This is a genomic window from Vallicoccus soli (genome assembly GCF_003594885.1).
GTDB classification, from domain to species: Bacteria; Actinomycetota; Actinomycetes; order Motilibacterales; family Motilibacteraceae; genus Vallicoccus; species Vallicoccus soli.
The window spans coordinates 186,581-210,927 of the sequence record NZ_QZEZ01000004.1 but is presented as its reverse complement, the minus strand read 5'-3'; the positions used below and the strand labels follow the sequence as shown (position 1 = coordinate 210,927).

Here is a 24,347-nt window from a genome sequence, read left to right as displayed (position 1 = left end):
GGGCTGCATGATCGCGGCCGGCGGGCTGCATGGTCGCGGCCAGGGAGCTGCATGATCGCGGCCGGGGTGCGGCGGCTAGGCAGGGGGCGGGTACGGGGCGCGCGGCTGCCCCGCACCCGACGGCCCCGCGCCCGGCCCGTCCCCCGGCGGGTCCGGGAGGGCCGGGGGGACGACGGGGGCGGCGGGGTGGGCGGCCATCCAGCGCTCGGGCGGGGCGGCGGCGCGGGCGCGGCGGGCGAGCTCGGCCTCGTGCAGGGCGAGGGCGACGGCCTCGCGGGCGTCGCGGTGCTCGGCGCGGACCGTGACGGGGCCGGGGGTGGTGTCCAGGGTGAGCGAGGCGAGGCCGAGGCGGCGCTGCAGCGGGCCCTGCGTGACCCGCACGCTCTGGGCGCGCTCGTGCGGCATGACGTCGGTCTCGCGCTCGAGCAGGCCGCGGCGGGCGACGAAGTAGCGGTCGTCGTACCCCGCCCCGAGCACCCGGCGGGTCAGGGGCGCCAGCCAGGCCGCGCGGCGCGGGACGCCCTCGAGCCGCACCGCGGGCAGCGAGGCGCCCGGCAGCACCCGCTCGAGCAGGGCGAGCACCTCGTGGCGCGGGGCGACGGGCAGCAGCTGCGCGGACGAGGCCTGCTGGCCGGCGCCGTACCCCGCGATGTCGACGTCGAGCCGCACCCAGTCGGTGAACCGGCGCCACAGCCACGGCTCGACGACCCGCACCGCCTGGATGCGCCCGGGGGGCACGGTCTGCGCGCGCTTCTCGAGCAGGCCGCGGCGCAGGCGCAGCCCGTCGGGCGACTCGGCGAGGGTGAAGCCGAAGTTCGCGAGGAACTGCTGCAGGAGCGGCTGCGCGATGGACAGCAGCGCGGGGGCGAGGAACAGCAGCGACCCCACGCCCTCGACGACCGCGGCGACGCCGAGGGCCACCGGCACGAGCACGACGCCGACGACCACCGGGGTGGTGAGCAGCGAGGAGGCGAGCAGGCGCCCGCCGGGGACCTCGTGCAGCAGCCGCTCGGGCGCCTCGGGCGCGTCCTCCTCGATGCCGGCGGCGCGGGCGAGCAGCTCGTTGCGCAGGCGGTGGGCGTCGTCGAGGGAGAGGTACGCGAGGGGCGCCTCGGTGCTCGACCCGCCCGCCACCTCGAGCCGCAGCTCGGCCATGCCGAGCAGCCTGGCCAGCAGCGGCTGCACGACGTCGACCGCCTGCAGCCGGTCGAGCCGCACGCGGCGCGAGCGCCGGAAGAGCACCCCGGAGTCGACGCGCAGGTCGCCGCCGTCGATGCCGTACCGGGTGAACCGCCACGCGAGCACCCCGGCGACGCCGCCGACGAGGAGCAGCACCGCGACGCCGGTCCCGAGCCGGAGCAGGCCCCGCTGCCCGCCGCCGAGCAGGTCGGCGTTCTGGGGCACGAGCACCGCGAGCGCGGCGACGACGAAGCGCCAGCCGCGCAGCACCGGGGTGAGCGGGTGGAGCCGGCCGAGCACGACGGCGCCCGGCCCGCGGTACGGCGCCCCGGGGTCCCCGCCGTCCCCTCCCCCCGCTGCCCCCGCCGCGTCCGTCACAGGCCGGCCGTGCGGGTCTCGCCGAGGTGCGCGAGCCGGTCGCGCAGGCGCGACGCCTCCTCGGGCAGCAGGCCGGGGATGCGCGCGTCGGTGGCCGCCGCGGCGGTGTGCAGCTGCACCGTGGCGATGCCGAAGGCGCGCTCGAGCGGTCCGCGGGTGACGTCGACGAACTGCATGCGCCCGTAGGGCACGACGACCAGCGAGCGCCACGCGACGCCCCGGCGCACGAGCAGGTCCTGCTCGCGCTCGGTGTAGCCCCAGGCCCGGCGGCTGCGCCCGGCGTACCACCAGCCCCAGGCCAGCAGGACGGCGGCGACGGCGCCCACGGCGGGGAGCCACGCGCGCTGGTCGGTGAGGACGAGCACGACGCCGACCACCGCGCCGACCCCGAGGACCCAGAGCGCGTCCACGAGGCGCTCCAGCGCGGCGAGGCGCTCGGAGACGCCGGTCCACTCGCCCCCGCCGGGCTCGAACAGCTCGTCCACCCGCCCGAGGCTAGGCCAGCCGGCGGCGCTCAGCGCCCCCGGCGGCCGGGACCGGCGGCCAGCGCGGCGAGGCCCAGCGCCGCCGCGTCCTCGGCCAGCGCCGCCTGCAGGTCGGGGACGCGGCGCGCGGCGGCCTCGCGCCAGCTGGCGCCGGCGTACGACCCGGCGAGCGCGCCGGCCGCCCCGGCGAGGGCCGGCAGCACCGCGACGGCACCCTCGCGGCGGGCGAGCAGCACCCCGCCGAGCGCCCCGGCGCCCACCCGCCCGGCGAGCGCCGGGCCCATGAGCCGGCTCGGGGTGCCGGGCAGCTTGTCGGCGGTGAGCTCGCCGGCCAGCGCGAGCAGCGCGAGGGCGCCGCCGAGCGGGCCGTGCCCCCGGCCGCCCACCCGGCGGGGCGTGAGGAGCAGCGGGGCGGCGACGCCGAGCGTGCTGCGCCCGCCCGCCGCCACGCCGAGGAGCAGCGAGCGCAGGACGAGGCCCGACCCCGGGGCGCGCCGGTCCGTCGTACCGCGCTCGGCGGCGTCCTCGCGCTCGGCCGAGCGCAGGGCGGAGGTGACGGCGACCCCGTACGCGAGGTGGGGCACCGCGTCGGCCACCCAGTCGGTCGCGGACCAGGAGCGCGGGTCGGTCACCCCGAGCGCGGCGGCCGGGACGTCGGCCGCGGCCATGGCGGCGGCGCCGGTCACCACCGCCGCGACCGGCGCCGGCAGCCGGAGCCCGGCCCGGCGCGCGGCGCTCGCCGCGACCGCGACGCCGAGCCCGGCGGCCCAGCCGCCCGCGGCACCGGCCGCGCCGCGCCGCGCGTCGCGCTCGGCGCCCGTGGAGCCCAGCGAGACCCCGACGGCGTCGAGCAGCGTCTCGACGGTCCGCCCGGGCACCTCGCTCGTCGGGCGGCCGCGCAGCGCGACGTCGCTCCAGGTGACGAGGTCGAGGACGGCGGTGCCGAGCGCGCCGGCGGCGAGGCCGCGGCGGACGGTGCGCCCGCGCGGGTGGTCGCCGGCGGGCCGCCAGGTGCGGCGCACGACGGTCGAGGGGACGCTGCGGGGCACGGGCTCCTCCGTCCGTGGGGGGCTGCTGCCCCTCCTCCCTGCCCGGCGCGGCGCGCGCCCACGCGCGCTCTGCGAGGATCGCCCGCGTGAGCGAGCAGCGGACGGTCGCCCTCGGGTCGGGCACGCTCGAGACCGCGGAGATGGTGCTCAACATCGGCCCCCAGCACCCGTCCACCCACGGGGTCCTGCGGCTGCGCCTGGTCCTGGACGGCGAGCGCATCGTGAGCGCCGAGCCGGTGATCGGCTACATGCACCGGGGGGCCGAGAAGCTCTTCGAGGTCCGCGACTACCGGCAGATCCTCGTGCTGGCGAACCGCCACGACTGGCTGTCGGCGTTCTCGAACGAGCTCGGCGTCGTGCTGGCGGTCGAGCGGATGCTGGGCATGGAGGTCCCCGAGCGGGCGGTGTGGGCGCGGGTGGCGCTCGCCGAGCTCAACCGGGTGCTGAACCACCTCATGTTCCTCGGCGCCTACCCGCTGGAGATCGGCGCGATCACCCCGATCTTCTACGCCTTCCGCGAGCGCGAGGTCCTGCAGGGCGTCATGGAGGAGGTGTCCGGGGGGCGCATCCACTACATGTTCAACCGGGTCGGCGGGCTCCGCGACGACCTGCCGGCCGGCTGGACCGGGCGCGCGCTCGAGGCGGTGCGCGGGGTCCGCTCGCGGATGCACGAGCTCGACGACCTCGTCCTGGGCAACGCGATCTTCCGCGCGCGCACCCGCGGCGTCGGCGTCATCACCCCCGAGCAGGTCCACCAGTACGGCGTCAGCGGCCCGGTCGCGCGGGCGTCGGGCGTCGACGTCGACCTGCGCCGCGACGAGCCGTACCTCTCCTACGGCGAGCTCTTCGCCCCCGGCGGGCCCGGCCGGGTCGTCACCCGCGCCGAGGGCGACTGCCTCGCCCGCTTCGAGTGCCTGCTGGAGCAGGTGCACGTCTCGCTCGACCTCGCCGAGGCGGCGGTCGACCGGCTCGCCGCCGCCGCGCCGGGCCCGGTGCAGCTGCGCCTGCCGAAGGTCCTCAAGGCCCCCGAGGGCCACCTCTACGTGCCGACGGAGAACCCGCTCGGCGTGAACGGCTACTGGCTCGTCTCGCGCGGCGAGAAGACGCCGTGGCGGCTGAAGATGCGCACCGCGAGCTTCGGGAACGTCCAGGCGTTGGCCGAGGTCCTGCCGGGCAACCTCGTCGCCGACATGGTCGCGATCCTCGGTTCGCTGTTCTTCGTGGTCGGGGACATCGACAAGTAGCCGGTAGGGTCGGACCCGGAGTGCCGGGAAGCCTGGTCGGCGACGCGGTGGCGCATGCCCACCGCCGACCGACCGAGGAGGACCCGCTTGCTGCTCGTCCTGGCCCTGCACGCGGGCCTCGCCGCGCTCGCCGGGGCGCTCGCCCCGCGGCTGGGCCCCCGCGCGTTCTGGGTGGCGGCGCTGGCGCCCCTGTCCGGCGCGGTGCTCGCCGCCGCGGCCGCGCCCGACGTCCTCGACGGGCGGCCCTGGGTGCAGGACGTCCCGTGGGTGCCGGGGCTCGACCTGTCCGTCGCCCTGCGCCTGGACGCGCTGTCGCTGCTGCTGCTCGTGCTCGTCAGCGGCGTAGGCACGGTGATCTTCGCCTACTGCGCCGCGTACGCGGAGCGCGACGGCGCGCTGGTGCGCTTCGTCACGACGCTGACCGCCTTCGCCGGGGCGATGCTCGGGCTCGTCGTCGCCGACGACGTCGTGCTGCTGTACGTCTTCTGGGAGCTCACGACCGTCACGTCGTACCTGCTCGTGGGGCTGAGCGACGAGGACGCGGCTGCGCGCCGCGCGGCGACGCAGGCGCTGCTCGTCACGACGCTCGGCGGCCTGGCCATGCTCGTCGGGCTCATCGTGCTCGCGCAGCAGGCGGGGACGACGAGCCTCTCCGGCATCGTCGCGGACCCGCCCGGCGGCGGGCTCGTCACCGCGGCGCTCCTGCTGGTCCTGCTCGGCGCCGTGACGAAGTCCGCGCAGGTGCCGTTCCACCCGTGGCTGCCGGCGGCCATGGCCGCGCCGACGCCGGTGAGCGCGTACCTGCACGCCGCGGCGATGGTGAAGGCCGGCGTCTACCTCGTGGCCCGCCTGGCGCCCGGCTTCGCCGAGCTGCCCTGGTGGCGCCCGCTGCTCGTGACCCTCGGCGTGGCGACGATGGTGCTGGGGGGCTGGCGCGCGCTGCGCCAGCACGACCTGAAGCGCCTCCTCGCCTTCTCCACGGTGAGCCAGCTCGGCTTCCTCGTCGCCGTGGCGTCCTGGGGGACCCACGAGGCGGCCGTCGCGGCGGGCGTGCTGCTCCTCGCGCACGGCTTCGCCAAGGCCGCGCTGTTCCTCAGCGTCGGCGCGGTCGACCACGCCGCGCACACCCGCGACCTGCGCCTGCTGCACGGCCTCGGGCGGCGCATGCCGGTCCTCGCGGTCGCGGCGGCGGTCGGCGCGCTCTCGATGGGCGGCGTGCCGCTCTTCCTGGGCTTCATCGCCAAGGAGGAGGTGTACGCCGCGCTCCTCGCCGAGGAGGGGCCGCTCGCCGCCGCGGCGCTCGCCGGCCTCGTCCTCGGCAGCGTCCTCACCCTCGCCTACGCGCTGCGCTACGTCTGGGGCGCCTTCGCCGACCGCGCGGAGCCGCTGCCCCCGCACGACCCGGACGGCACCCCGGCGGGCGCGCAGCGCGTCGACCCCGCCCACGTGCACCCGCCGGGCCCCGGCCTCGTCGCCCCGGTCGTGCTGCTCTCGGTCGTGAGCCTCGCGCTGGGGCTCGTGCCGTCGCTGCTCGACGGGCTCGCGGGGGCGGTCGCCGCGCCGTACGAGGGCGAGGGGCCGCACCTCGCGCTCTGGCACGGCGTGACGCCGTACCTCCTGCTGTCGCTGCTCACCCTGGCGCTCGGCGCCGCCCTCGCCCTGGCCCGGGGGTCGTACGCCCGCGCCCTGCGCGCCGTCGGCGACCGCCTGCCGCGGGCCCTCGACGCCGACCTGGGCTACGACGCGTCGGTGCGCGCGCTCGAGCAGGGCGCGGACGAGGTCACGGGCCGCACCCAGCGCGGCTCGCTGCCGTTCTACCTCGCCGTCGTGTCGCTCTGCGCGGCCGTCGCGCCGGGGGTGGCGCTGCTGCGCGGCGCGGACCTGGAGGCGGCGCGCTGGGCCGACGGCTGGCCCCAGGCGGCGGTGGGCCTGCTCGTGGTGCTCGCCGCGCTGGCCGCCGCGCGCTCCTCGGCGCGCCTGTCCGCCGTGCTGTTCCTCGGGGCGACCGGCTACGGCGTGGCGATCCTCTACGTGCTGCACGGCGGCCCCGACCTCGCCCTGACCCAGTTCCTCGTCGAGACCCTGAGCCTGGTGATCTTCCTGCTCGTCCTGCGCCTGCTCCCCCGCCGCTTCGGACCGACGGTCGGGCGGACCCGGCTGCTGCGCGGCGGCGCGGCCCTCGTGGTGGGCGCCTCGGTGACCGCGCTGACGCTCGCGACGACGAGCGCCCGGTCCCGGCCCAGCGTCTCCGAGGAGTTCCTGGCGCGCTCGGCGCCGGAGGCCGGCGGCTCCAACGTCGTCAACGTCATCCTCGTGGACTTCCGCGGGCTCGACACCCTCGGTGAGGCGACGGTGGTGCTCGTCGCCGCCCTCGGGCTCTCCAGCCTCGTCCTCACCCTGCGCGGGGCCTCGCGCCAGCGCGGGCGCAGCGACCGCGAGGAGGTGTCCGGGTGAGGGCCTTCGACCACCGGTCCCCCATCGTCCAGACCGCGGTCCGGGCGGTCTTCCACGCGGTCCTGCTGACCTCGCTGTTCTTCCTCGTGCGCGGGCACAACGCGCCCGGCGGCGGCTTCATCGCGGGCCTCGTGGCCGGCACGGCGTTCCTGCTGCGCTACCTCGCCGGCGAGGACGCCCGCCCGGGCCGCCCCGTGCCGGGGGCGCCACGGCCGGGCCTCGTGCTCGGCGCCGGGCTGCTCGTCGCCGCGGTCACCGCGGCGGCGCCGCTGCTCGGCGGCGGGCAGCTGCTCGAGAGCGGGTACGCCCACCCGGTCGTCCCGGTCCTGGGCGAGGTCCCGCTGGCGTCCGCGCTGGCCTTCGACACCGGGGTGTACCTCGTCGTCGTCGGCATGGTGCTCGCCGTCCTGTCCACGCTCGGCGCACAGGAGGGGACCTCGCTCGCCCCCCTGGCCGAGGACGACGACCCCGGGGAGGCCGTGTGAGCGCCGTCGGCACGAGCCCGTTCGACCTGGCCGGCGTGGCCCTGCACCCCGCCGTCCTTGCGGTCGAGCCGCCGCCCGAGGTGGACCTGGCCCCGACCGGCGCGAGCGTCGTGCTCGCCGTGGTCATCGGCGTCCTGTTCGCCACGGGGACGTACCTGCTGCTGCAGCGGGCGCTGACCCGCCTGCTCATCGGGCTGACCCTGCTGACGCACGGGGCGAACCTTCTGCTGCTCGTCGCGGGCGGGCGCGCCGGCGCACCGCCCCTCGTCCGCGAGGACGGCTCCCTGCCCGCCGACGTCGCCGACCCGCTCCCCCAGGCGATGGCGCTCACCGCCATCGTCATCTCCTTCGCGGTGACCGCGCTGCTGCTGGCCCTGGCCTACCGCAGCTACCGGCTCAACCGGGACGACGCGGTGCAGGACGACGTGGAGGACGCGCGCATCGCCCGTCTCGCCGTCGCCGACGCCCGTGCCGACGCCGCCGCCCCTGCCGACGCCGACGCCCGGGAGGTCCCGCGGTGACCGACGCCCTCCTCGACCTCGCGCGCCAGGTGCCGCCCGGCGTCGCCGTCGCGCTGCCCGTCCTGCTGCCGCTGCTCGGCGCCGCCGTCGCGCTGCTCGTGCGCGCCGCCCCCGTGCAGCGCGCCCTGGCCGCCGGCGTCCTCGCGGTCGTCGGCACCGACGCGCTGCTGCTGCTCCTGCGGGTCGACGCCGACGGTCCGCTCGCCGTGCAGGCCGGCGGCTGGGCGGCGCCCTTCGGCATCACGCTCGTGGCGGACCGGCTCGCCGCGCTGCTCGTCGTGGTGTCCGTCGTCGTGCTGCTCGTCGTCCTGGCCTACGCCGTCGGCCAGGGCGTCGCCGACCCCGCCGACGAGCGGTCGGCGCGGGTCCGGTTCGTCTTCCACCCGACGTACCTCGTGCTCGCCGCGGGCGTCTGCTTCGCCTTCCTGACCGGCGACCTGTTCAACCTGTTCGTCGCCTTCGAGGTCATGCTCACGGCGTCGTACGTCCTCATCACGCTGCAGGCCGGGCCCGAGGCGGTGCGCAGCGCGATGACGTACATCGTGGTGTCGCTGCTCGCCTCGGCGCTGTTCGTCACCGCCGTCGGCCTCGTGTACGCCGCCACGGGCACCGTCAACATGGCCGACCTGCGCGGCGCCGTGGCCGAGCTGCCCGACGGCGTGCGCCTCGCGCTCGCGCTGCTGCTGCTCGTGGTGTTCGGCGTCAAGGCGGCGCTGTTCCCGCTCTACTTCTGGCTGCCCGACTCGTACCCGGTGGCCCCGGCGCCGGTGACCGCCGTGTTCGCCGGTCTGCTCACGAAGGTGGGCGCCTACGCGATCATCCGCACGCAGACGCTGCTCTTCCCGGACGACGTCGACGTCATCGGCCCGGTGGTGCTCACCGTCGCCGGCGCGACGCTGCTCGTCGGCATCCTCGGCGCGATCGCCCAGAACGAGGTCAAGCGCGTGCTCTCGTTCACGATCGTGAGCCACATCGGCTACATCATGATGGGCCTGGGCCTGTTCACCGTGGCGGGCCTGGCGGGGGCGGTGCTCTACGTCGTGCACCACATCGTCATCCAGACCACGCTGTTCTGCGTGGAGGGGCTCGTCGAGCGCCGGGCCGGCACCGGCCAGCTCGACCGCATCTCGGGGCTGGCGCACCGCTCGGCCCTGCTGGGCGTGCTCTTCGCGCTCCCCGCGCTGTCGCTGGCCGGCGTGCCGCCGTTCAGCGGCTTCGTCGCCAAGCTGGCGCTGCTGCAGGCCGGCAGCGCCGCGGGCTCGTGGTGGATCGTCGGCATCGCCGTGCTCGTGAGCCTGCTGACCCTCTACGCGATGGCGGTCATCTGGGGCTCGGCCTTCTGGGGCGTGCCGTCGGACCCGGTGGCCGACGCCGACCCGTCCGACGCCGTCACGGTCGGCGTGCGGGCCGTGCCGCGGGCCATGACCGGTGCGACGGTCGCGGTGGTCCTCGTGGGCCTCGCGATCCCCGTCCTGGGCGGCCCGCTGTACGCCCTCTCCGAGCGCGCCGCGACCGACCTGCTGGCCGCGACGCCGTACGTCACCGCGGTCCTGGGGGGCTGACCCGTGCGCCACCTGCCCACCGTCGCCTGGCTGCTCCTCGTCTGGTTCGCCCTGTGGGGCGACCTGTCGTGGGCGAACCTGCTCGGCGGCCTGGCCGCCGCGGCCGCGGTCCTCGTCCTCGTGCCGCTGCCCGGCGGGACGGCGCGGCGGTACCGGGTGCGGCCCTGGCCGGCGCTGACCTACCTGCTCGCGTTCCTGCGCGACCTCGTCGTCGCCACCCTCGACGTGGCCCGGCGGGTGCTGCAGCCGCGCACCGAGCTGCGCCCGGCCGTCCTCGAGGTGCCGCTGCGCACCACCGACCGCGCGCTCGTCTCGCTCGTGGCCAACACCACGAGCCTCACCCCGGGCACGCTGACCGTCGAGGCCGACCCCGCCCACGCGCGGCTGTGGATCCACGTGCTGCACCTGCCCGACCGCCCCGGGGCGGCCGAGGACGAGCTGCGCACGGTCCAGGGCCGCGAGGAGCACGGCGCGCGGGTGCTGGGCCTCGACCTCGACCGGGCCCCTGCGGGCTGAGGAGGAGCCGTGGAGACCGTCTACACCGTCGCGCTGGCCGGGCTCGCGCTGGCCGGGGCGCTCGTCCTGGCGCGCCTGCTCCGCGGGCCGACCACCAGCGACCGCATCGTCGCCCTCGACACGCTGCTGCTCGTCCTCGTCGGCGGCGTCGCGGTGGTGGTGGCGCAGTCGGCCGGGCCGGAGAACGCGGGCATCCTCATCGTGGTGTCCCTGCTGGCCTTCACCGGGACCGTGGCGGTCGCGCGCTTCCTCGAGCGGCGGGAGGAGCCGTGACCCTCGTCCTCGACGTCGTCGCCGCCGTCCTGCTGCTGGGGGGCGTGGCGCTGACCCTGCTCGGCGCGGTCGGGCTGCTGCGCTTCCCCGACGTCCTCACCCGGATGCACGCGCAGACCAAGCCGGCGGTCCTCGGGCTGCTCCTGGTCCTGGCCGGCACCGCGCTCGAGGTTCGCAGCAGCGGCCTCGCGGGGACGCTGCTGCTCGTCGCCGCGTTCCAGGTGCTCACGTCCCCGGTGGGGGCCCACACCATCGGGCGCGCGGCCCGCCGGAGCGGGCACGACGTGCGCCCGCTCCTCGTCCGCGACGACCTCGCGGCCCACGAGGCCGCCCGACGCCCCCCGGAGGGCCCTGCGTGACCCGCTTCGGCTTCCACAGCTCCCACGAGCAGATCCCGCCGGGCCGGCTGCTCGAGGCCGTGCAGGCCGCCGAGCGCGCCGGCTTCGGCGCGGCGATGTGCTCGGACCACTTCGCGCCGTGGTCCTCCGTGCAGGGCGAGTCCGGGTACGCCTGGTCGTGGCTCGGCGCCGCGCTGGCCACGACCGACCTGCGCTTCGGGGTCGTCACCGCCCCGGGCCAGCGCTACCACCCCGCGGTGCACGCGCAGAAGATGGCGACGCTGGCGTCCATGTTCCCGGGCCGGTTCTGGGCCGCCCTCGGCAGCGGCCAGAACCTCAACGAGCACGTCACCGGCGGCCCCTGGCCGACCAAGCAGCAGCGCGAGGAGCGCCTGCTCGCCTGCGTCGAGGTCTTCCGCGCCCTCTTCGCCGGCGAGGAGGTCTCCGTCGACGGGCCGGTGCGCGTGGACCGCGCCCGGCTCTGGACGCTGCCCGCCGAGCCGCCGCCGCTGCTCGCGGCGGCCGTGACGCCCCGTACGGCGGCCTGGGCCGCCTCCTGGGCCGACGGGCTCATCACGGTCAACCAGCCGCCGGAGGTCGTGCGCGAGGTCATCGAGGCGTACCGCGGGGCCGGCGGGCGCGGGCCGGCGAACCTGCAGGTGCACGTGGCCTGGGCGCCGACCGACGAGGAGGCCCTGCGCCTCGCGCACGAGCAGTGGGCGCCGGTCGTCGTCGGGAGCCCGGTGGCGTGGGACCTCGCGCTGCCGAGCGACTTCGAGTCGGTCGCCTCCTTCGTCCGCCCGGACGACGTGGCGTCCGGCGTCGTCGCCACGAGCGACCACCACCGCCTCGCCGACGAGCTCGCCGCCCTCGCGTCGCTGGGCTTCGACGAGGTGTACGTCCACCACGTCGGCCAGGAGCAGGAGGCCTTCCTCGACCTGGCCGCGACCCGGCTGCTGCCCGCCCTGGCGGGCGCGTGACCCGCCACCCGATCGACGGGCACGGCTTCCTCTCCGACACCCACACCACCGCGCTCGTCGCCCCCGACGGCGGCCTGGACTGGTTCTGCACGCCCTGCGCCGACGGCCCCAGCCTCTTCGCGCGGGTCCTCGACGGCGACCGGGGCGGCTCCTGGCGCCTGCGGGTCGAGGGCGGGCGCGTGACCGGGCAGCGCTACGAGGAGGGCACCCTCGTGCTCGTCACCGCGTGGGAGGGCCCCGAGGGCGCCGCCGAGGTCGTCGACCTGCTCGCCGTCGACAGCCCGGTCGACGCCGGTGACGACGGCGGTGCCGACGGTGGCGCGCACGACGGCGGCCGCCTGCGCGAGGACGACGCCCCCGACGAGCTCGACGCCCAGCACCTGCTGCTGCGCCTGGTCCGCGTCGTGCAGGGCCGGGTGCGCATGGTGACCGAGGTCGACGCCCGGCCGGACTACGCGCGGTCCGCGCCGGACTGGCGGGCCGACGGGGGCGCCTGGGTCGAGGGGGTGTCCGGCGTGCGGCTGCACAGCGACGTCGAGCACCGGCTCGAGGACGGCGTGCTGCGGGCCGAGGTCGAGCTCGGCGAGGGCGAGGGGGCGACCTGGTCCCTGGGCTACGACGACGACGCGCCCCCCTGCGGGTCCCTCGCGCGGGCGCGGGAGCTGCTCGGGCTCACGTGCCGGGCGTGGCGCGCGTGGGGCGCCGGCGGGGTCGCGTACGACGGCCCGGGCCGCGAGGCCGTGGCGCGCAGCGCCCTGGTGCTGCGCGCGCTGTCCTTCGACGAGACCGGGGCCCTGCTCGCGGCCCCCACGACGTCCCTGCCCGAGCACCTCGGCGGGCCGCGCAACTGGGACTACCGCTACACCTGGCACCGCGACGCGAGCCTCCACGTGCTCGCGCTCGGGATGCTCGGCCACGAGCGGATGGGGCGGCGCTACGGTCGGTTCCTCATCGAGCGGTGCGTGCGGCCCGGCGAGCGGCTGCGCCCGATGGCGGGCCTGCGCGGCGAGCAGTCCGGCGAGGAGCACGAGCTGGAGCACCTGGCCGGCTACGCCGGGTCGAGGCCGGTCAGGTGCGGCAACGAGGCGTTCGACCAGGTCCAGCACGACACCTACGGGCACGTCCTCGACGCCGCGCACGCCCACCTGCGGCTGACCGGCGGCCTGGAGCCCGGTGGCTGGGAGGCGCTGCGCGAGGTGGTCGACGTCGCCTGCCGGGACTGGTCCCGACCCGACCACGGCCTGTGGGAGATGCGCGGCGCCGCGCGGCACTTCGTCAACAGCAAGGTCATGACCTGGGTCTGCCTGGACCGCGGGATCCGCATGGCCGAGGCGCTGCACGACGCCTCCGCGCCCCTCGACGCCTGGCGCGAGGCGCGCGACGCGGTGCACGCGGAGGTCCTCGAGCGCGGCTGGGACGAGGACCAGGGCGCGTTCACGATGGCCTACGACGAGCCGGCCCTCGACGCCTCCCTCCTGCGCATCCCCCTCGTCGGCTTCCTGCCGGGGACCGACCCGCGCGTGGTGTCGACGGTGGACCGCATCGCCGAGGGCCTCGGCGAAGGGCCCGCGCTCGTCCGTCGCTACGACACGGACGTGGTCGACGACGGGGTCGACGGCCCGGAGGGCGCTTTCCTGCTGTCCTCGTTCGAGATGGTCTCGGCCCTCGTGGTCACCGGCAGGAGAGCGCTTGCCGAAGAGCGCTTCGCCTGGCTCCTCGAGCACGCAGGCCCGCTCGGCCTCTACGCCGAGCAGATGGACCCCGACGGGACGGCGCTGGGCAACTACCCCCAGGCCTTCACGCACCTCGGGCTGATCGAGGCGGCCGTCACCCTGGCCCGTGACGCCGCCGGCGAGGACCTGGGCCCCTGGTCGCTGCGCCCCAGCGCCCGCTGAGGTCGCCGCGACCGTGCGGTGGGCGGGCCAGGAGGCCCGGGGGCGCACGGCGGGGTCACCAGGGGACGTCCACGCCCTGCCACGTCGTGAAGGTCCCCGTCGGCCCGTCCGGTCCGAGCCGGGCCACGCGCACCACCTCGCGGGCAGCGCTCTCGACGGTCTCCGTGCCCTGGAAGCCCACGAGGGCGGTGCGCGCGAAGCCCGGCGAGACGAGGTTCACCTTGATGCCGCTGCCCTCGAGCTCGACCATGAGCGACAGCGTGAGCGCGTCGAGCGCAGCCTTCGAGGCGGCGTAGACCGGGTCGAAGAGCGGCCGCTGCGGTGAGGACGGGTCAGCGGCGAGGCCCAGGGACCCCAGGGCGCTCGTCACGTTGACGATCCGCGCGTCCGGCGACCGGCGCAGCAGGGGCAGGACCGCCTGGGTGACCGCCAACGGCCCGAACGCGTTGACCTCCCACACCGCCCGCACCTCCTCGAGCGGGACCCTGGTCGGCGCCGCCGACGCGCGCAGCTCGGCGACGTCGCGCACGCCGGTCCGGGTGGTGGCCACGGCCGCGTTGTTGACGAGCAGGTCCAGGCACCCCGCCTCGCGCCCGATGCGCTCCGCGGCCGCGGCGACGGACGCCGCGTCGGTCACGTCGAGCTGCAGCGCGACGGCCCCCTCGCCGATCGCGCGGGCGGCGGCCGCACCCCGGGCGTGGTCGCGCGAGCCGACGTACACGGTGGCGCCGTCGGCGACGAGCTCGCGGGCGACCTGGTGGCCCATGCCCTGGTTGGCTCCGGTGACGAGTGCGGTGCGCTGTGCGGGCACGAGGCTCCTCCTGCTGATGGGTGGGGCGCGTCGGGCTCGACGTCGCCCCGGCGCCGGAGCGGCGCCTGCTCCCGAGGCTGCGCCCCATGGCGGGGGCCGACCAGGCCCTGCCGGTCCGAGGACCGGCAGGGCCCGGACGGCGCTCCCGGGCGAGTCGCTCCGTACCGGCCCACCTGACAATGGTTGTCACTTGCTGCTAGCGTCGGCGCCGCCCACTGCCGCTCCGACGGAAGGAGAGGGCGGGCGCCGCCGTGCCCCGCCCGCACCGCCCGATGCTCCGCACCACCGCGTCACCCGCCCGCGCCGCGCTCGCCGCCGGCCTCGCCCTGCCCCTCCTGCTCGCCGCGTGCGGCGGCCAGGACGGCTCCGGCGAGGCGTCCGGCGCCCCGTCGGCCGGGGCGTCCACCCCCGCCGGGGAGCCGACGCCCCCCTCGGACGTCCAGGAGGCCGCGGCCACCACCCCGCGGCTCGCCGTGACCTACGACGGCGGCATCCGGGTCCTCGACGCCACCACCCTCGAGACGGTCGCCGACCTGCCCCTCGAGGGCTTCAACCGGCTCAACGGCGCCGGCGACGGGCGCCACCTGCTCGTCAGCACCGCGGGCGGCTTCCGCGTGCTCGACGCCGGCACCTGGGCCGAGCCGCACGGCGACCACGACCACTACTACACCTCCGCCCCCGAGCTCACCGACGTGCTGCACGCGGCCGAGGAGCCCGGGCACGTCGTCGTCCACGAGGGGCGCACCGCCCTGTTCGACGACGGCACCGGCGCGGTGACGGTGCTCGACAGCGACGAGGTCGCCGAGGGCGCCGACGGCGCGCGCAGCCTGCGCACCCCCAGCGCGCACCACGGCGTCGCCGTCGAGCTGTCCGACGGGTCGCTGGTGCTGTCCGAGGGCACCGAGGACGAGCGCACGGGCGTCCGGGTGCTCGACGCCTCCGGGCAGGAGGTGGCCGCGAACGCGCAGTGCCCGGGCGTGCACGGCGAGGCCGTCGCCGCGGACGAGGTCGTCGTCATCGGCTGCGAGGACGGGGCCCTCGTCGTCGACGGCCGGGAGATCCGCAAGGTGCAGGCCCCCGACGCCTACGGGCGCATCGGGAACCAGGCGGGCACCGAGGACTCCCCGATCGTGCTGGGCGACTACAAGACCGACCCGGACGCCGAGCTCGAGCGGCCCACCCGCGTCTCCCTCATCGACACGCGCGACGCCTCGCTGCGGCTCGTCGACCTGCCCGCGTCGTACACCTTCCGCTCCCTCGGCCGCGGCGAGGACGGCGAGGCGCTGGTGCTCGGGACCGACGGAGCGCTGCACGTCATCGACCCGGCGAGCGGGCGGGTCGAGCGCTCCGTGCCGGTCGTCGCGCCGTGGGAGGAGCCGGTGGAGTGGCAGGAGCCGCGCCCTGCGCTGCGCGTGCTCGACGGCACCGCGTACGTCACGGAGCCGGCCACCCGGCAGGTGCACGCGGTCGACGTCGCGACCGGCGAGGTCTGGAAGAGCGCCGACGTCGGTGTGGTGCCCAACGAGCTCGCCGCGGTGAGCGGCGACGCCGAGGAGGAGCACGCCCACGCCCACGAGGAGGGCGAGCACGCCGACGAGCACGCCGACGAGGACGGGCCGGCCACGACCCGCTGACCCGCCCGCCCCGCTCAGCCGCCCCGCCCCGCCCCGCCCGACCAGTCGACCGCCGAGGAGACCCGTGCCGACCGCCGCCACCACCGCCCGCTGCTGCGCCGCCGCCTGCTGCGCCGCCCTCGCCGTCGCCGGGTGCGCCGGCCCGGGCGGCGGGGGCGCGGCCGCGGACGGGGACGTCGAGGTGGTGGCGTCGAGCTACGTGCTCGGCTGGCTGGTCGGCGAGGTCGGCGGGGAGCGCGTGGCGGTGCAGGCGCTCGGCAGCCCCGGCGCGGACAGCCACGCCGTCGAGCTGACCCCGCAGCAGGTGGGCCGGCTCGCCGAGGTCGACCTCGTGGTGCACCAGGACGCGCTGAGCCCGGCGGCGGACGAGGCGGTGGCCACCCACGGCGGCGACCACGTGCTCGAGGTCTCCGACGGCGCGGAGCTCCTCGCCTCCCCCGGCCGGGCGGGGGACGGCGAGGCAGGCGGCGAGGACGGGGACGGGGGTGCCGGCGTGCGCGACCCGCACTTCTGGCTGGACCCGACCCGCCTCGCCGCCGTCGCGGGGGCCGTCGCCGACCGCCTCGGCGAGGTCGACCCGGCGGGCGCGGCGTCGTACGCCGAGGGCGCCCACCGCGTCGAGGAGGAGCTCGCAGCGCTCGACGCGGCGTACGAGGACGGGCTCGCCGCCTGCCGCGGGCGCACCCTCGTCACCAGCCACGAGGCGTTCGGCTACCTGGCCGAGCGGTACGGGCTCGTCCAGGTCGGCATCGCCGGCCTCGACCCGGAGGTGGAGCCGCCGCCGTCGCGGCTGCGCGACGTCGTCGAGGTCGTCGAGGGCCGCGACGTGCGCACCGTCTTCTTCGAGGTGTCGACCGGGCCGGGCCTGACCCGCGCCCTCGCGGGCGACCTGGGGCTGCGCACCGGCGTCCTCGACCCGGTGGAGCGCCGCCCCGACGGCGGCGGGGACTACCTCTCCACGATGCGCGACAACCTCGCCGCCCTGCAGCAGGGCCTCGGCTGCGCCTGAGGCGGCGGCCTCAGGCCGCGCCGGGGGGCGCGCTCGCCGGGCGCACCACGCCGTCGTGCAGCTCGACGACGCGGTCGGCCCGCTCCACGAGCGAGGCGTCGTGCGTCGCCACGAGCGCGGCGACCCCGGTGGAACGGACGACGGCGACGAGCAGGTCCATGACGGCCCGGCCGGTCTGCGAGTCGAGCTGGCCGGTGGGCTCGTCGGCGAGCAGCACCCGCGGGCGGGCCGCGAGCGCCCGCGCCACCGCGACCCGCTGCTGCTGCCCTCCGGAGAGCTCGCCGGGGCGCTGCTCGGCGTGGTCCTGCAGCCCGACGAGGCGCAGCACGACGTCCACCCGCGCCTCGCGCTCGGCCGGGTCGACCCCGGCGAGGCGCAGGGGCACCCCGACGTTCTCCCGCGCGGTGAGCACCGGGACGAGCCCGAAGGTCTGGAACACCGAGCCCACGACCTCGCGGCGCAGCCGCCCGAGCTCGGCCTCCCCGAGCGCGGTCACCTCGTGACCGTCGACGACGACCCGGCCGCGGTCGGGGCGGCGCAGGCCCGCCACGACGTCGAGCAGCGTCGTCTTGCCCGCGCCGGAGCGGCCCTTGACCGCGAGCAGCTCGCCCGGCGCCACCGACAGCGAGGCGCCGCGCAGCGCGTGGACCGCCCGCGGGCCGGTGCCGTGGGTCAGGTGGACGTCCTCGACGAGGACGGCCGGCGCGTCAGCCACGGTCGCCGCCGCGCTCGTCGGGCCGTACGACGATGTGGTCCGGCCCGAGCTCGAGCCGGACCCGCTCGCGCAGCCCCAGCGCCTCGGTGAACTCGCGCGGCAGCTGCAGGCGGCCGGCGCGGTCGAGGACGGCGTACTCGGTGGCGACGAGCCGCTCCTGGCCGTCGCGCCGCTCGACCCGACGCACGACCTCGCTGGCGGTGCGCCCGTCGCGGATGGCGACGGTGCGCTCCACCTGCCCGGCCACCGCCTCGTCGTGCGTCACGACGAGCACCGTCGTGCCGAGCTCGCGGTTGACCCCCCGCAGCGCGCCGAGCACCTCGGCGCTCGTCGCCTCGTCGAGCTCGCCGGTGGGCTCGTCGGCGAGGAGCACCTCGGGCCGGTTGGCGCACGCGACGGCGATCGCCACCCGCTGCTGCTGCCCGCCCGAGAGCTCGCCGGGCCGGCGGTCGCGGCAGTCGCCCACCCCCAGCACCTCCAGCGACTCCGCCACGCGCCGCTCGCGCGCGCGCCGCCGCACGCCCGCCGCCGCGAGGGGGACGGCGACGTTCTCCGCGGCGGTGAGGTACGGCAGGAGGTTGCGCGACGTCTGCTGCCAGACGAACCCGACGACGTGCCGGCGGAAGCGCAGGCGCTGCGCGCGCGTCATCGTCCCGAGGTCCTGCCCGCCGACCCGCGCCGAGCCGGCGGTCGGCCGGTCGAGCCCGGAGAGGATGCCGAGCAGGGTCGACTTGCCGCTGCCGGACGCGCCGACGACGGCGACGACCTCCCCGCGGCGCACGAGCAGGTCCAGGCCCTGCAGGGCGAGCACCTCGACGCCCTCGGTGCGGTAGATCCGCACCAGCCCGTCGCACACGACGTGCGCGTCGGCGCCGTACGCCTCCCCCGGGCGCGCGGCGCGGCGCTCCATCTCCTCCAGCGCGGTGACCGCGGTGCTCATGGGCGGGCGGCTCCTCTCGTACGGGGCGCCGGTGCCAGCGCGGCCGGCAGGACGGCGGCGAGCAGCGCCGTGGCGACGAGCGCCGTGGCGACGGGGTCGACGGCGAGCGGCGGCGCGGCGCCGCCCGTGAAGGGCGCGAGGTCCAGCGCCGGGCCCAGCGCCGCGGGCAGCGCGACGCCGAGCGCGGTCCCCGCCACGAGGGCGACGAGCACCGCCGGCAGCAGCTCGGCGACGCGCAGCGCCCGCACCGCGGCGGCGGGGGCGCCGAGGGCGGTCAGCACCGCCACCCGCTCGCGGCGCTCGACCCCGGTGAGGGCGGTGCCGAGGGTGACGGCGAGCAGGCTCGCGACGAGCGCGGCGGCCAGGGCGAGCCGGAAGGCGCCGGTGACGCCCTCGACCAGCGGGTCGTCGGCGAGCGCCCGCTCGACGCCGGCGCGCTCGAGCACCGCGGGCGCGACCGCCGCGGGCCCCGGCTCGCGCGCCGCGGCGGCGACGAGCGCGCGGTCCGGGGCGCCGGCGAGGTACGCGGTGGTGGCCGCCGGCGGCACCGGGGTGCGCTCCGCGAGCGGGGCCGCGGGCACGACGAGCAGGCGCGTGCCGGGCAGCCCCGGCAGCGCACCCGGGTCGCCGACGGCCACGAGCTCGGCGAGGGCCTCGGGGACGGGGCCGCCGGACACCCGTCGCCCCTCGGCGAGGGCCGGCGCGAGCTCGGGCGGGCCGAGCACCGGCAGCGGGTCGCCGGGTCCGGTGGACCGCGCGGCCGCGGCGAGCCCGCGCAGGGCCGCCGCCCCCGCCCCGGGGGCGCCGGCGTCCTCGAGCAGGCCCGCCCAGCGGGCCGGGTCGACCACGACCAGGGTGAGCGGCACCCGCCCGGCGCCGAGCCCGCCGGGCAGCACCAGGTCGTCGCGCACCACGGCGGGCACGACCTCGCGCACGCCGGCGACGCCGCGCAGGCGCTCCAGGGCCGCGGGCCCGAGGACCGGCGCGTCGACCCGGAGGTCGCCGCCGACCTCCTGCCACGCCGCGGTGCGCTGCCCCGCGGCCACCGTCGCCGTCACCACCGAGCCGAACACCCCGACGGCCAGCGAGAGCAGGAGCACGGCGAGCGGCAGCACGGTGCCGGCCGGGGCGCGCGCCGCCTGCGCGAGGCCGAGCAGCGCCACGTACCCCCGACCGCGCGCCGCCAGCCGCGCCAGGGGCCGCACGGCGAGCGGCAGCAGCCGGGCGACGACGGCCACGCCGGCGGCCGCGAGCAGCACCGGCACGGCGGCGAGCCACGGGTCGACGCCGCCGGGGCCGCCGGGGCCGCCGGGGCCGCCGGGGCCGCCGGGGCCGCCGGGGCCGCCGGACGGCGCCCGGAGCCGGAGCAGCGCGAGCCCCCCGGCCGCGGCCCCGAGGAGCAGCACCTCGAGCGCGGCCCTCGCCCGGCGCGCGCCCGGGCCGGGCAGCCCCCCGCGCGGCGGCAGGAGGACCCCCGCGGCCACGGCGCCCGTGGCGGCCAGCGCGGCGAGCGCGGGCAGACCGCGGGCCACCGGTCCCCCGCCCGCCGGCACGAGGGCGGCCGCGAGCAGCGCCCCCGCGGCGGCCGCGAGCCCCGCGACGAGCGCCGCCGGCACGGCGAGCACGACGAGGGCCTGACCGCGCGACGCGCCGCGCGCGGCGGCCAGGGCCAGCGCGCCCGCACGCCGGACCGCGAGCAGGCGCGCGGCCAGGACGAGCACCGCGAGGACCACGAGCACGAGCGCCGCGGCCACGGAGGCGGTCGCCGCCGTCGCGGTCGCCGCGCGCTCGCGGTGCTCCTCGAGGAGCGGCAGCGGGCCGGGCGTGACCCGCACGGACGCCGACAGCCCCTGGATCGCCGCCGGCACCGGCACGGTGCGGGTGGCCGTCGCGCGCAGCCCCGCCACGAGCGCGTCCACGGGCACCGCTGCCGCCGCCCCCGGCAGCAGCGGGGCGCTCGTGTCGTAGGCGAGGGACCCGCTCGCCGCGAGCACCGCGGCCATGCCCTCCTCGGTGGCGACCGCGATGCCGAGCCAGGCGACGAACTCCCCGTCCGGCGCGCGCTCCTCGCCGGGGGCGAGCAGCCGGGGGGTGCGCGACCAGGCGTCGTCGCCCGGGTCGAGGGGCTCGAAGAGCCCGGTGACGCGCACGGTCACGGGGCCGGTGCTGCGGGAGCGGCCCGGCACGGGCTGCAGGACCACCCGGTCCCCCACCGTCGCGGCCATCGTCGCGGCCGCGGCCCGCCCCAGCCCGACCGGCACCGTGCCGTCGGGCTCCGGGCCGCCGGGCGCCGCGCCCTCGACCCAGCGCAGGCGGGCGTCGAGCCCGGTCTCGTGGCGCACCTGCCACCAGGCGTCGAGGGGCCGGTACGCCGGCCCGCCCGTCGCCGGGTCGGTCGTCGCGCCGAGCCCGGTGGTGGCGCCGCCGACCGCGGCCCCGAGGGCGGACCGCAGGGCAGGGGGCGCGAGGTCGCGCACCGCGTCGGCGGTCTCCTGCAGCCGGTCCACGGGCAGCGCGGCGGGGTCGACGGAGCCGCGCACCTCCCGCGCCCCGGTCGGCGCCGCGGCGACCGCGGCGGCGAGGCCGTCGTCGAGCACCCGGGCGACGTGGCGGGGCACCGCGGCGCCGAGCAGGGCGGCGAGCAGCACCACGAGCGCCAGCACCGCGAGGGGGCCGCGGTCGGCCCGGGCCTGGCGCAGCGCCAGCCGCGCGCCGCTCACCGCAGCCCGCCCGCGCCGGAGCGCCGCGCCAGCGCGGCGGCGGCCAGGACGAGCAGCACGAGCGCGCCGCCGACGCCGGCCGCGAGCAGCGCGAGCGGGCCCCAGGGCGCGACGACGAGCACCGGGGGCACGGGCCGGGTGCCGCCGGCCGCGACGGTGACCGCCGGCACGACGAGCGCCGCGACGGCGGTCCCGAGCAGCACCCCGAGCAGGGTGCCGACGACGACCAGGGCGACCTGCTCCCCGGCGAGCAGGCGGGCGAGCGCCGACGGCGGCGTGCCGAGCGCCCGCAGCACGGCCAGCTCGGCCCGCCGCTCGCGCACCGCGACGGCCGCGTCGACGGCGAGCCCGACGAGCGCGAAGGCCAGGCCGCAGGCGAAGGCGATGAGCAGGGCCCCGGAGACGCCGACGGCGACCGGGTCGTCGGCGTACGCCGCCCGCAGCGCCGCCCGCTCGACCACCTCGCCGCCCGCGAGCTGCGGGTCCGCGCGCAGGGCCGCGGCGAGCGCCGCCCCGCCGCCGGCCGGGGCCGAGGCCCACGTCTCGGTGGGGCCGGGCACCTCGGCCAGCGCCGCGTGCACCGCCACGGCGTACGACGGGAGGTCGACGAGCACCCCGCCGTACGCCCCCGGGTCGACCGTCGGCAGCGCCTCGACGACGTGCTCGACCCGTGCCTGCACGCGCGCGCCCGGCACGCCGAGGTCGAGCAGGTCGCCCGGGCCCGCGCCCGCGCCGTCGGCGAGGGCACGGGTGACGACCGCGGGCAGCGGGGCGGGCGCGGCGACCGGCCCCGGCGCGAGGCCGAGCACCACCGCCCGGCCGCGCCCGTCGTCGGCGCCCGACAGCGCGGTCACCCGCGCCGCGGCCCCCGACGCCCGTGCCGCGAGGACCTCCGGCGCGGCGGAGAGCCCGGGGGCCGGGACGACCCGGGCCGTCCAGCCGCCGAGGTCGAGCGGCGCGCCGCCCAGCGCGGCGCCCGCGAGGTCGAGGTGCAGGCGGGCGGGGGGCGCGGCGGCGTCGACGAGCTGGGGGACGGCGTACGAGGCCTCGAGCGCCAGGAGGTCGTGCCCGCCGGGCAGCTCCGCGGCGACGGTGCGGGCCCGCCCGTCGACCGGCACGGTGCCCAGCGGTCGGCGGGCGAGCAGGCCGTCGGCGTCGCGCAGCACCGCCGACACGACCGCGGCGTCCTCGACGGCGGCGGTGCGGCCAGCGGGCCCGGCGAGCGCCGGGGGGAGGCTGCTGCGCGGGGGCGCTGCCGTGCGGCTGCGGCGCAGCGCGACCTCCGCCGAGAGCCGCCCGCCCCCGCCGAGCGCCAGCGCGGGCGGCTGGGGGCGCCCGGCGACGAGCGGCGCCAGCAGGTCGGCGAGAGGCGCGCCGGCGAGGTCCTCGCGCAGGCGCACCACGGCCGGCGCGGCCGCGGCGTCGACGGCGAGCAGGGTCCGGTCCCCGCCGGCCCGGCGCTCCTGCCGGCGCAGGACCGGCAGTACCGCGCTGGCCCCCGCTCCGCGGGCCGTGGCGCGCAGGTCGCCCTGCCCCGTCCCCGCCACCGCCCGCACGTCGGCGCCGGCGGCGAAGTCCGCCTGGTCGCGCTCGGCGGCCCGCCAGGAGCTGGAGAGCACCACCGCGAGGGCGCCGACGGACAGGGCGAGCACGAGGACGAGGGCAGGGCCGGTGTAGCGGGCGGGCCGACGGCTGACCTGCCACCCGGCGAGCGCGGGGAGCAGCCCGGGACCGCGCGCGGCCCGGCGCGCCCACGCCCCCGCCGCCCACGGCACCGCCCGCAGCGCGAGCAGGGCGGCGGCGAGCAGCCCCAGCGCGGGCGCCACGACGAGCAGCGGGTCGACGCGCACCCCGTCGCCGTCGCTCGCGAGCGGGGAGCCGTAGCGCTCGAGCTGCCACAGCGCGAGGCCCGCCAGCGCGACGACGGCGAGCAGCGCTGCGTCGCCGCCCGGGCGCAGCAGGGGGCGCACCCGGGCCGGCGCGGCCGCGGCGCCCTGGGCCGCGCTCGGCAGCACGAGCACCAGCGCCCCGGCGACGGCCACCGCGAGGGAGACGGCCCAGGCGGCGGGCGGCGCCGCGCCCTCGCGCAGGCCGAGGGCCCGCAGGAGCAGCGCCGCCAGCGGCGGCGCGAGCAGCGCGCCGGGGGCCGCGACGAGCAGCGCCTCGCGCGCGGCCAGGCCGAGCCACCCGGCCCGGGACAGCCCGCGCGCCCGCAGCAGGCCGGCCTCGCCCGCCCGGTGCTCGGCGACGAGCCGGGCGCTGTGGGCGAGGGCGAGCAGCGCCAGCAGCGCGACCTGGACGGCCGGCACCAGGGTGCTCGCCCGCCCCGCCAGCAGCGGGCGGCGCACCCCGTCGAGGGCGTCGAGCAGCGGCGCGTCGACCTGGGCCCCGGGCAGCGCCGCGGGCAGGGCGCGCAGCGCCGCCGCCACCGCGTCGGCGTCCCCGGCGCGCAGGCCCGCCGTGCCCGGCTCGGCCCGCCACCGCCCCTCGACGCGCTCCCCGGCCAGGGCGGCCGGGTCGACGACCAGGGGGCCGTACGCGACCGTCTCCCCGCCCGCCCGGCGCCCGGCGGCGAGCAGGTCCCCGTCGGGCCAGCGGCGGGCGTCGCGCGGCGCCACCTCGAAGGTCCCGGTCAGCACGACCCGTCGCGTGGTCCCGGTGAGCCGGTCGGTCACGGCGAGCGCGTCGCCGGGGCGCACGCCGAGGGCCCGGGCGGCCGCCGCGGGCAGCGCGGCGGGGACCGCCCCGTCCGCGGCCGGGGGCCCGGGCCACGACCCGCTCACCCGGGCCGCGCCCTCGAGGCCGGGCACCGCCGCGAGCTGCGTGAGGGCGCCCCGCTCGGGGCGCAGCGCCGGCGGGAGGTCCTGGCTGGCGCCGGTGAGCGAGGCCCCGACGACCAGCGGCAGGCCGGGGAGCGCGTCGGCGAGGGCCCCGCGGACCCGGTCGTCGACCCCCGGCGCCTCGCCGGGGTCGACCGGCTGCGTGACGGTGACCGCGCTCGGCCCGCTCCAGCGCCCGCTGCAGCCCGGCGTCCGCGACGGCCCCGAGCAGCAGGGCGGTGGTCGTCAGGGCGGTCGCGGCGAGCAGGACCGCGACGAGGGGCGCGGCGAGGACGTGCCAGGACGCGCGCGCTCGGCGCAGCACGACGGCCAGCGGGCA

Annotated in this window: 20 protein-coding genes; 12 read left to right on the top strand and 8 right to left on the bottom strand. The window is 78.9% G+C overall.

Annotated elements, in window-relative coordinates:
* Nucleotides 1–75 precede the first annotated feature (75 nt).
* From D5H78_RS10850 to D5H78_RS20050, 3 genes are read right to left on the bottom strand one after another with little or no spacing between them, the layout of a single operon-like run.
* Entirely contained in the window at nt 76–1,557 is a 1,482-nt protein-coding gene (locus D5H78_RS10850; protein ID WP_218566495.1) for a PH domain-containing protein, read from the bottom strand.
* Complete coding sequence (locus tag D5H78_RS20055) at nt 1,554–2,042, bottom strand: PH domain-containing protein (RefSeq protein WP_119950472.1); 489 nt, start codon at nt 2,040–2,042, stop codon at nt 1,554–1,556. Before D5H78_RS20055 ends, D5H78_RS10850 begins: the two co-directional genes overlap by 4 nt.
* Before the next feature lie 29 nt (nt 2,043–2,071).
* Nucleotides 2,072–3,091 carry a hypothetical protein gene (locus D5H78_RS20050; RefSeq protein ID WP_245941644.1) on the bottom strand — a complete coding sequence of 340 codons (1,020 nt, stop codon included), beginning with the start codon at nt 3,089–3,091 and terminating at the stop codon, nt 2,072–2,074.
* Nucleotides 3,092–3,231: 140 nt separating this feature from the next.
* Here D5H78_RS20050 and D5H78_RS10835 point away from each other — a divergent pair, with 140 nt between their 5' ends.
* The 10 genes from D5H78_RS10835 (at nt 3,232) to D5H78_RS10795 (ending at nt 13,359) form a co-directional block, all read left to right on the top strand.
* Nucleotides 3,232–4,335: an NADH-quinone oxidoreductase subunit D gene (locus D5H78_RS10835; protein WP_342782453.1), complete on the top strand. Its 1,104-nt coding sequence runs from the start codon at nt 3,232–3,234 to the stop codon at nt 4,333–4,335.
* A gap of 87 nt (nt 4,336–4,422) precedes the next feature.
* On the top strand, nt 4,423–6,789 hold the full coding sequence (mbhE, locus tag D5H78_RS10830; protein WP_218566493.1) for a hydrogen gas-evolving membrane-bound hydrogenase subunit E: 2,367 nt from the start codon (nt 4,423–4,425) through the stop codon (nt 6,787–6,789).
* A complete protein-coding gene (locus D5H78_RS19770) occupies nt 6,786–7,274 on the top strand; it encodes an MnhB domain-containing protein (protein ID WP_218566492.1) in 489 nt (162 codons plus the stop codon). Before mbhE ends, D5H78_RS19770 begins: the two co-directional genes overlap by 4 nt.
* Complete coding sequence (locus D5H78_RS10825; RefSeq protein WP_218566491.1) at nt 7,271–7,795, top strand: Na(+)/H(+) antiporter subunit C; 525 nt, start codon at nt 7,271–7,273, stop codon at nt 7,793–7,795. The genes D5H78_RS19770 and D5H78_RS10825 overlap by 4 nt, the downstream gene beginning before the upstream one ends.
* Nucleotides 7,792–9,357 (top strand): Na+/H+ antiporter subunit D, encoded by a 1,566-nt coding sequence (locus tag D5H78_RS10820; RefSeq protein ID WP_218566490.1) that lies wholly within the window; start codon nt 7,792–7,794, stop codon nt 9,355–9,357. Before D5H78_RS10825 ends, D5H78_RS10820 begins: the two co-directional genes overlap by 4 nt.
* A 3-nt stretch (nt 9,358–9,360) precedes the next feature.
* A complete protein-coding gene (locus D5H78_RS10815; RefSeq protein WP_119950470.1) occupies nt 9,361–9,873 on the top strand; it encodes a Na+/H+ antiporter subunit E in 513 nt (170 codons plus the stop codon).
* A 9-nt stretch (nt 9,874–9,882) separates the two neighbouring features.
* Nucleotides 9,883–10,146 carry an MrpF/PhaF family protein gene (locus tag D5H78_RS10810; RefSeq protein WP_119950469.1) on the top strand — a complete coding sequence of 88 codons (264 nt, stop codon included), beginning with the start codon at nt 9,883–9,885 and terminating at the stop codon, nt 10,144–10,146.
* On the top strand, nt 10,143–10,505 hold the full coding sequence (gene mnhG / locus D5H78_RS10805; RefSeq protein WP_119950468.1) for a monovalent cation/H(+) antiporter subunit G: 363 nt from the start codon (nt 10,143–10,145) through the stop codon (nt 10,503–10,505). Before D5H78_RS10810 ends, mnhG begins: the two co-directional genes overlap by 4 nt.
* Nucleotides 10,502–11,464 (top strand): TIGR03885 family FMN-dependent LLM class oxidoreductase, encoded by a 963-nt coding sequence (locus D5H78_RS10800; protein WP_119950467.1) that lies wholly within the window; start codon nt 10,502–10,504, stop codon nt 11,462–11,464. Before mnhG ends, D5H78_RS10800 begins: the two co-directional genes overlap by 4 nt.
* Nucleotides 11,461–13,359: a glycoside hydrolase family 15 protein gene (locus tag D5H78_RS10795; protein WP_119950466.1), complete on the top strand. Its 1,899-nt coding sequence runs from the start codon at nt 11,461–11,463 to the stop codon at nt 13,357–13,359. The genes D5H78_RS10800 and D5H78_RS10795 overlap by 4 nt, the downstream gene beginning before the upstream one ends.
* Before the next feature lie 55 nt (nt 13,360–13,414).
* Here the strand turns inward: D5H78_RS10795 and D5H78_RS10790 are convergent, their stop codons facing one another.
* Nucleotides 13,415–14,125 carry an SDR family NAD(P)-dependent oxidoreductase gene (locus D5H78_RS10790; protein WP_425472945.1) on the bottom strand — a complete coding sequence of 237 codons (711 nt, stop codon included), beginning with the start codon at nt 14,123–14,125 and terminating at the stop codon, nt 13,415–13,417.
* 317 nt (nt 14,126–14,442) lie between these two features.
* Here D5H78_RS10790 and aztD point away from each other — a divergent pair, with 317 nt between their 5' ends.
* Both aztD and D5H78_RS10780 read left to right on the top strand, forming a co-directional pair.
* Nucleotides 14,443–15,804 carry a zinc metallochaperone AztD gene (gene aztD, locus D5H78_RS10785; protein WP_119950579.1) on the top strand — a complete coding sequence of 454 codons (1,362 nt, stop codon included), beginning with the start codon at nt 14,443–14,445 and terminating at the stop codon, nt 15,802–15,804.
* Nucleotides 15,805–15,868: 64 nt separating this feature from the next.
* Nucleotides 15,869–16,813, top strand: coding sequence for a metal ABC transporter substrate-binding protein (locus D5H78_RS10780; protein WP_119950464.1), 945 nt, complete (start codon nt 15,869–15,871; stop codon nt 16,811–16,813).
* A 10-nt stretch (nt 16,814–16,823) separates the two neighbouring features.
* Here the strand turns inward: D5H78_RS10780 and D5H78_RS10775 are convergent, their stop codons facing one another.
* Genes D5H78_RS10775 through D5H78_RS10760 form a run of 4 tightly spaced genes read right to left on the bottom strand, consistent with a single transcriptional unit; the run spans nt 16,824 to nt 23,998 of the window.
* On the bottom strand, nt 16,824–17,528 hold the full coding sequence (locus tag D5H78_RS10775; RefSeq protein WP_119950463.1) for an ABC transporter ATP-binding protein: 705 nt from the start codon (nt 17,526–17,528) through the stop codon (nt 16,824–16,826).
* Nucleotides 17,521–18,468 carry an ABC transporter ATP-binding protein gene (locus D5H78_RS10770; RefSeq protein WP_119950462.1) on the bottom strand — a complete coding sequence of 316 codons (948 nt, stop codon included), beginning with the start codon at nt 18,466–18,468 and terminating at the stop codon, nt 17,521–17,523. The genes D5H78_RS10775 and D5H78_RS10770 overlap by 8 nt, the downstream gene beginning before the upstream one ends.
* The gene (locus tag D5H78_RS10765) at nt 18,465–21,188 is read right to left on the bottom strand and encodes an FtsX-like permease family protein (RefSeq protein ID WP_119950461.1); all 2,724 of its coding nucleotides are present in this window, start codon (nt 21,186–21,188) and stop codon (nt 18,465–18,467) included. The genes D5H78_RS10770 and D5H78_RS10765 overlap by 4 nt, the downstream gene beginning before the upstream one ends.
* Complete coding sequence (locus D5H78_RS10760; RefSeq protein WP_133412045.1) at nt 21,185–23,998, bottom strand: FtsX-like permease family protein; 2,814 nt, start codon at nt 23,996–23,998, stop codon at nt 21,185–21,187. The genes D5H78_RS10765 and D5H78_RS10760 overlap by 4 nt, the downstream gene beginning before the upstream one ends.
* Nucleotides 23,999–24,347 lie beyond the last annotated feature (349 nt).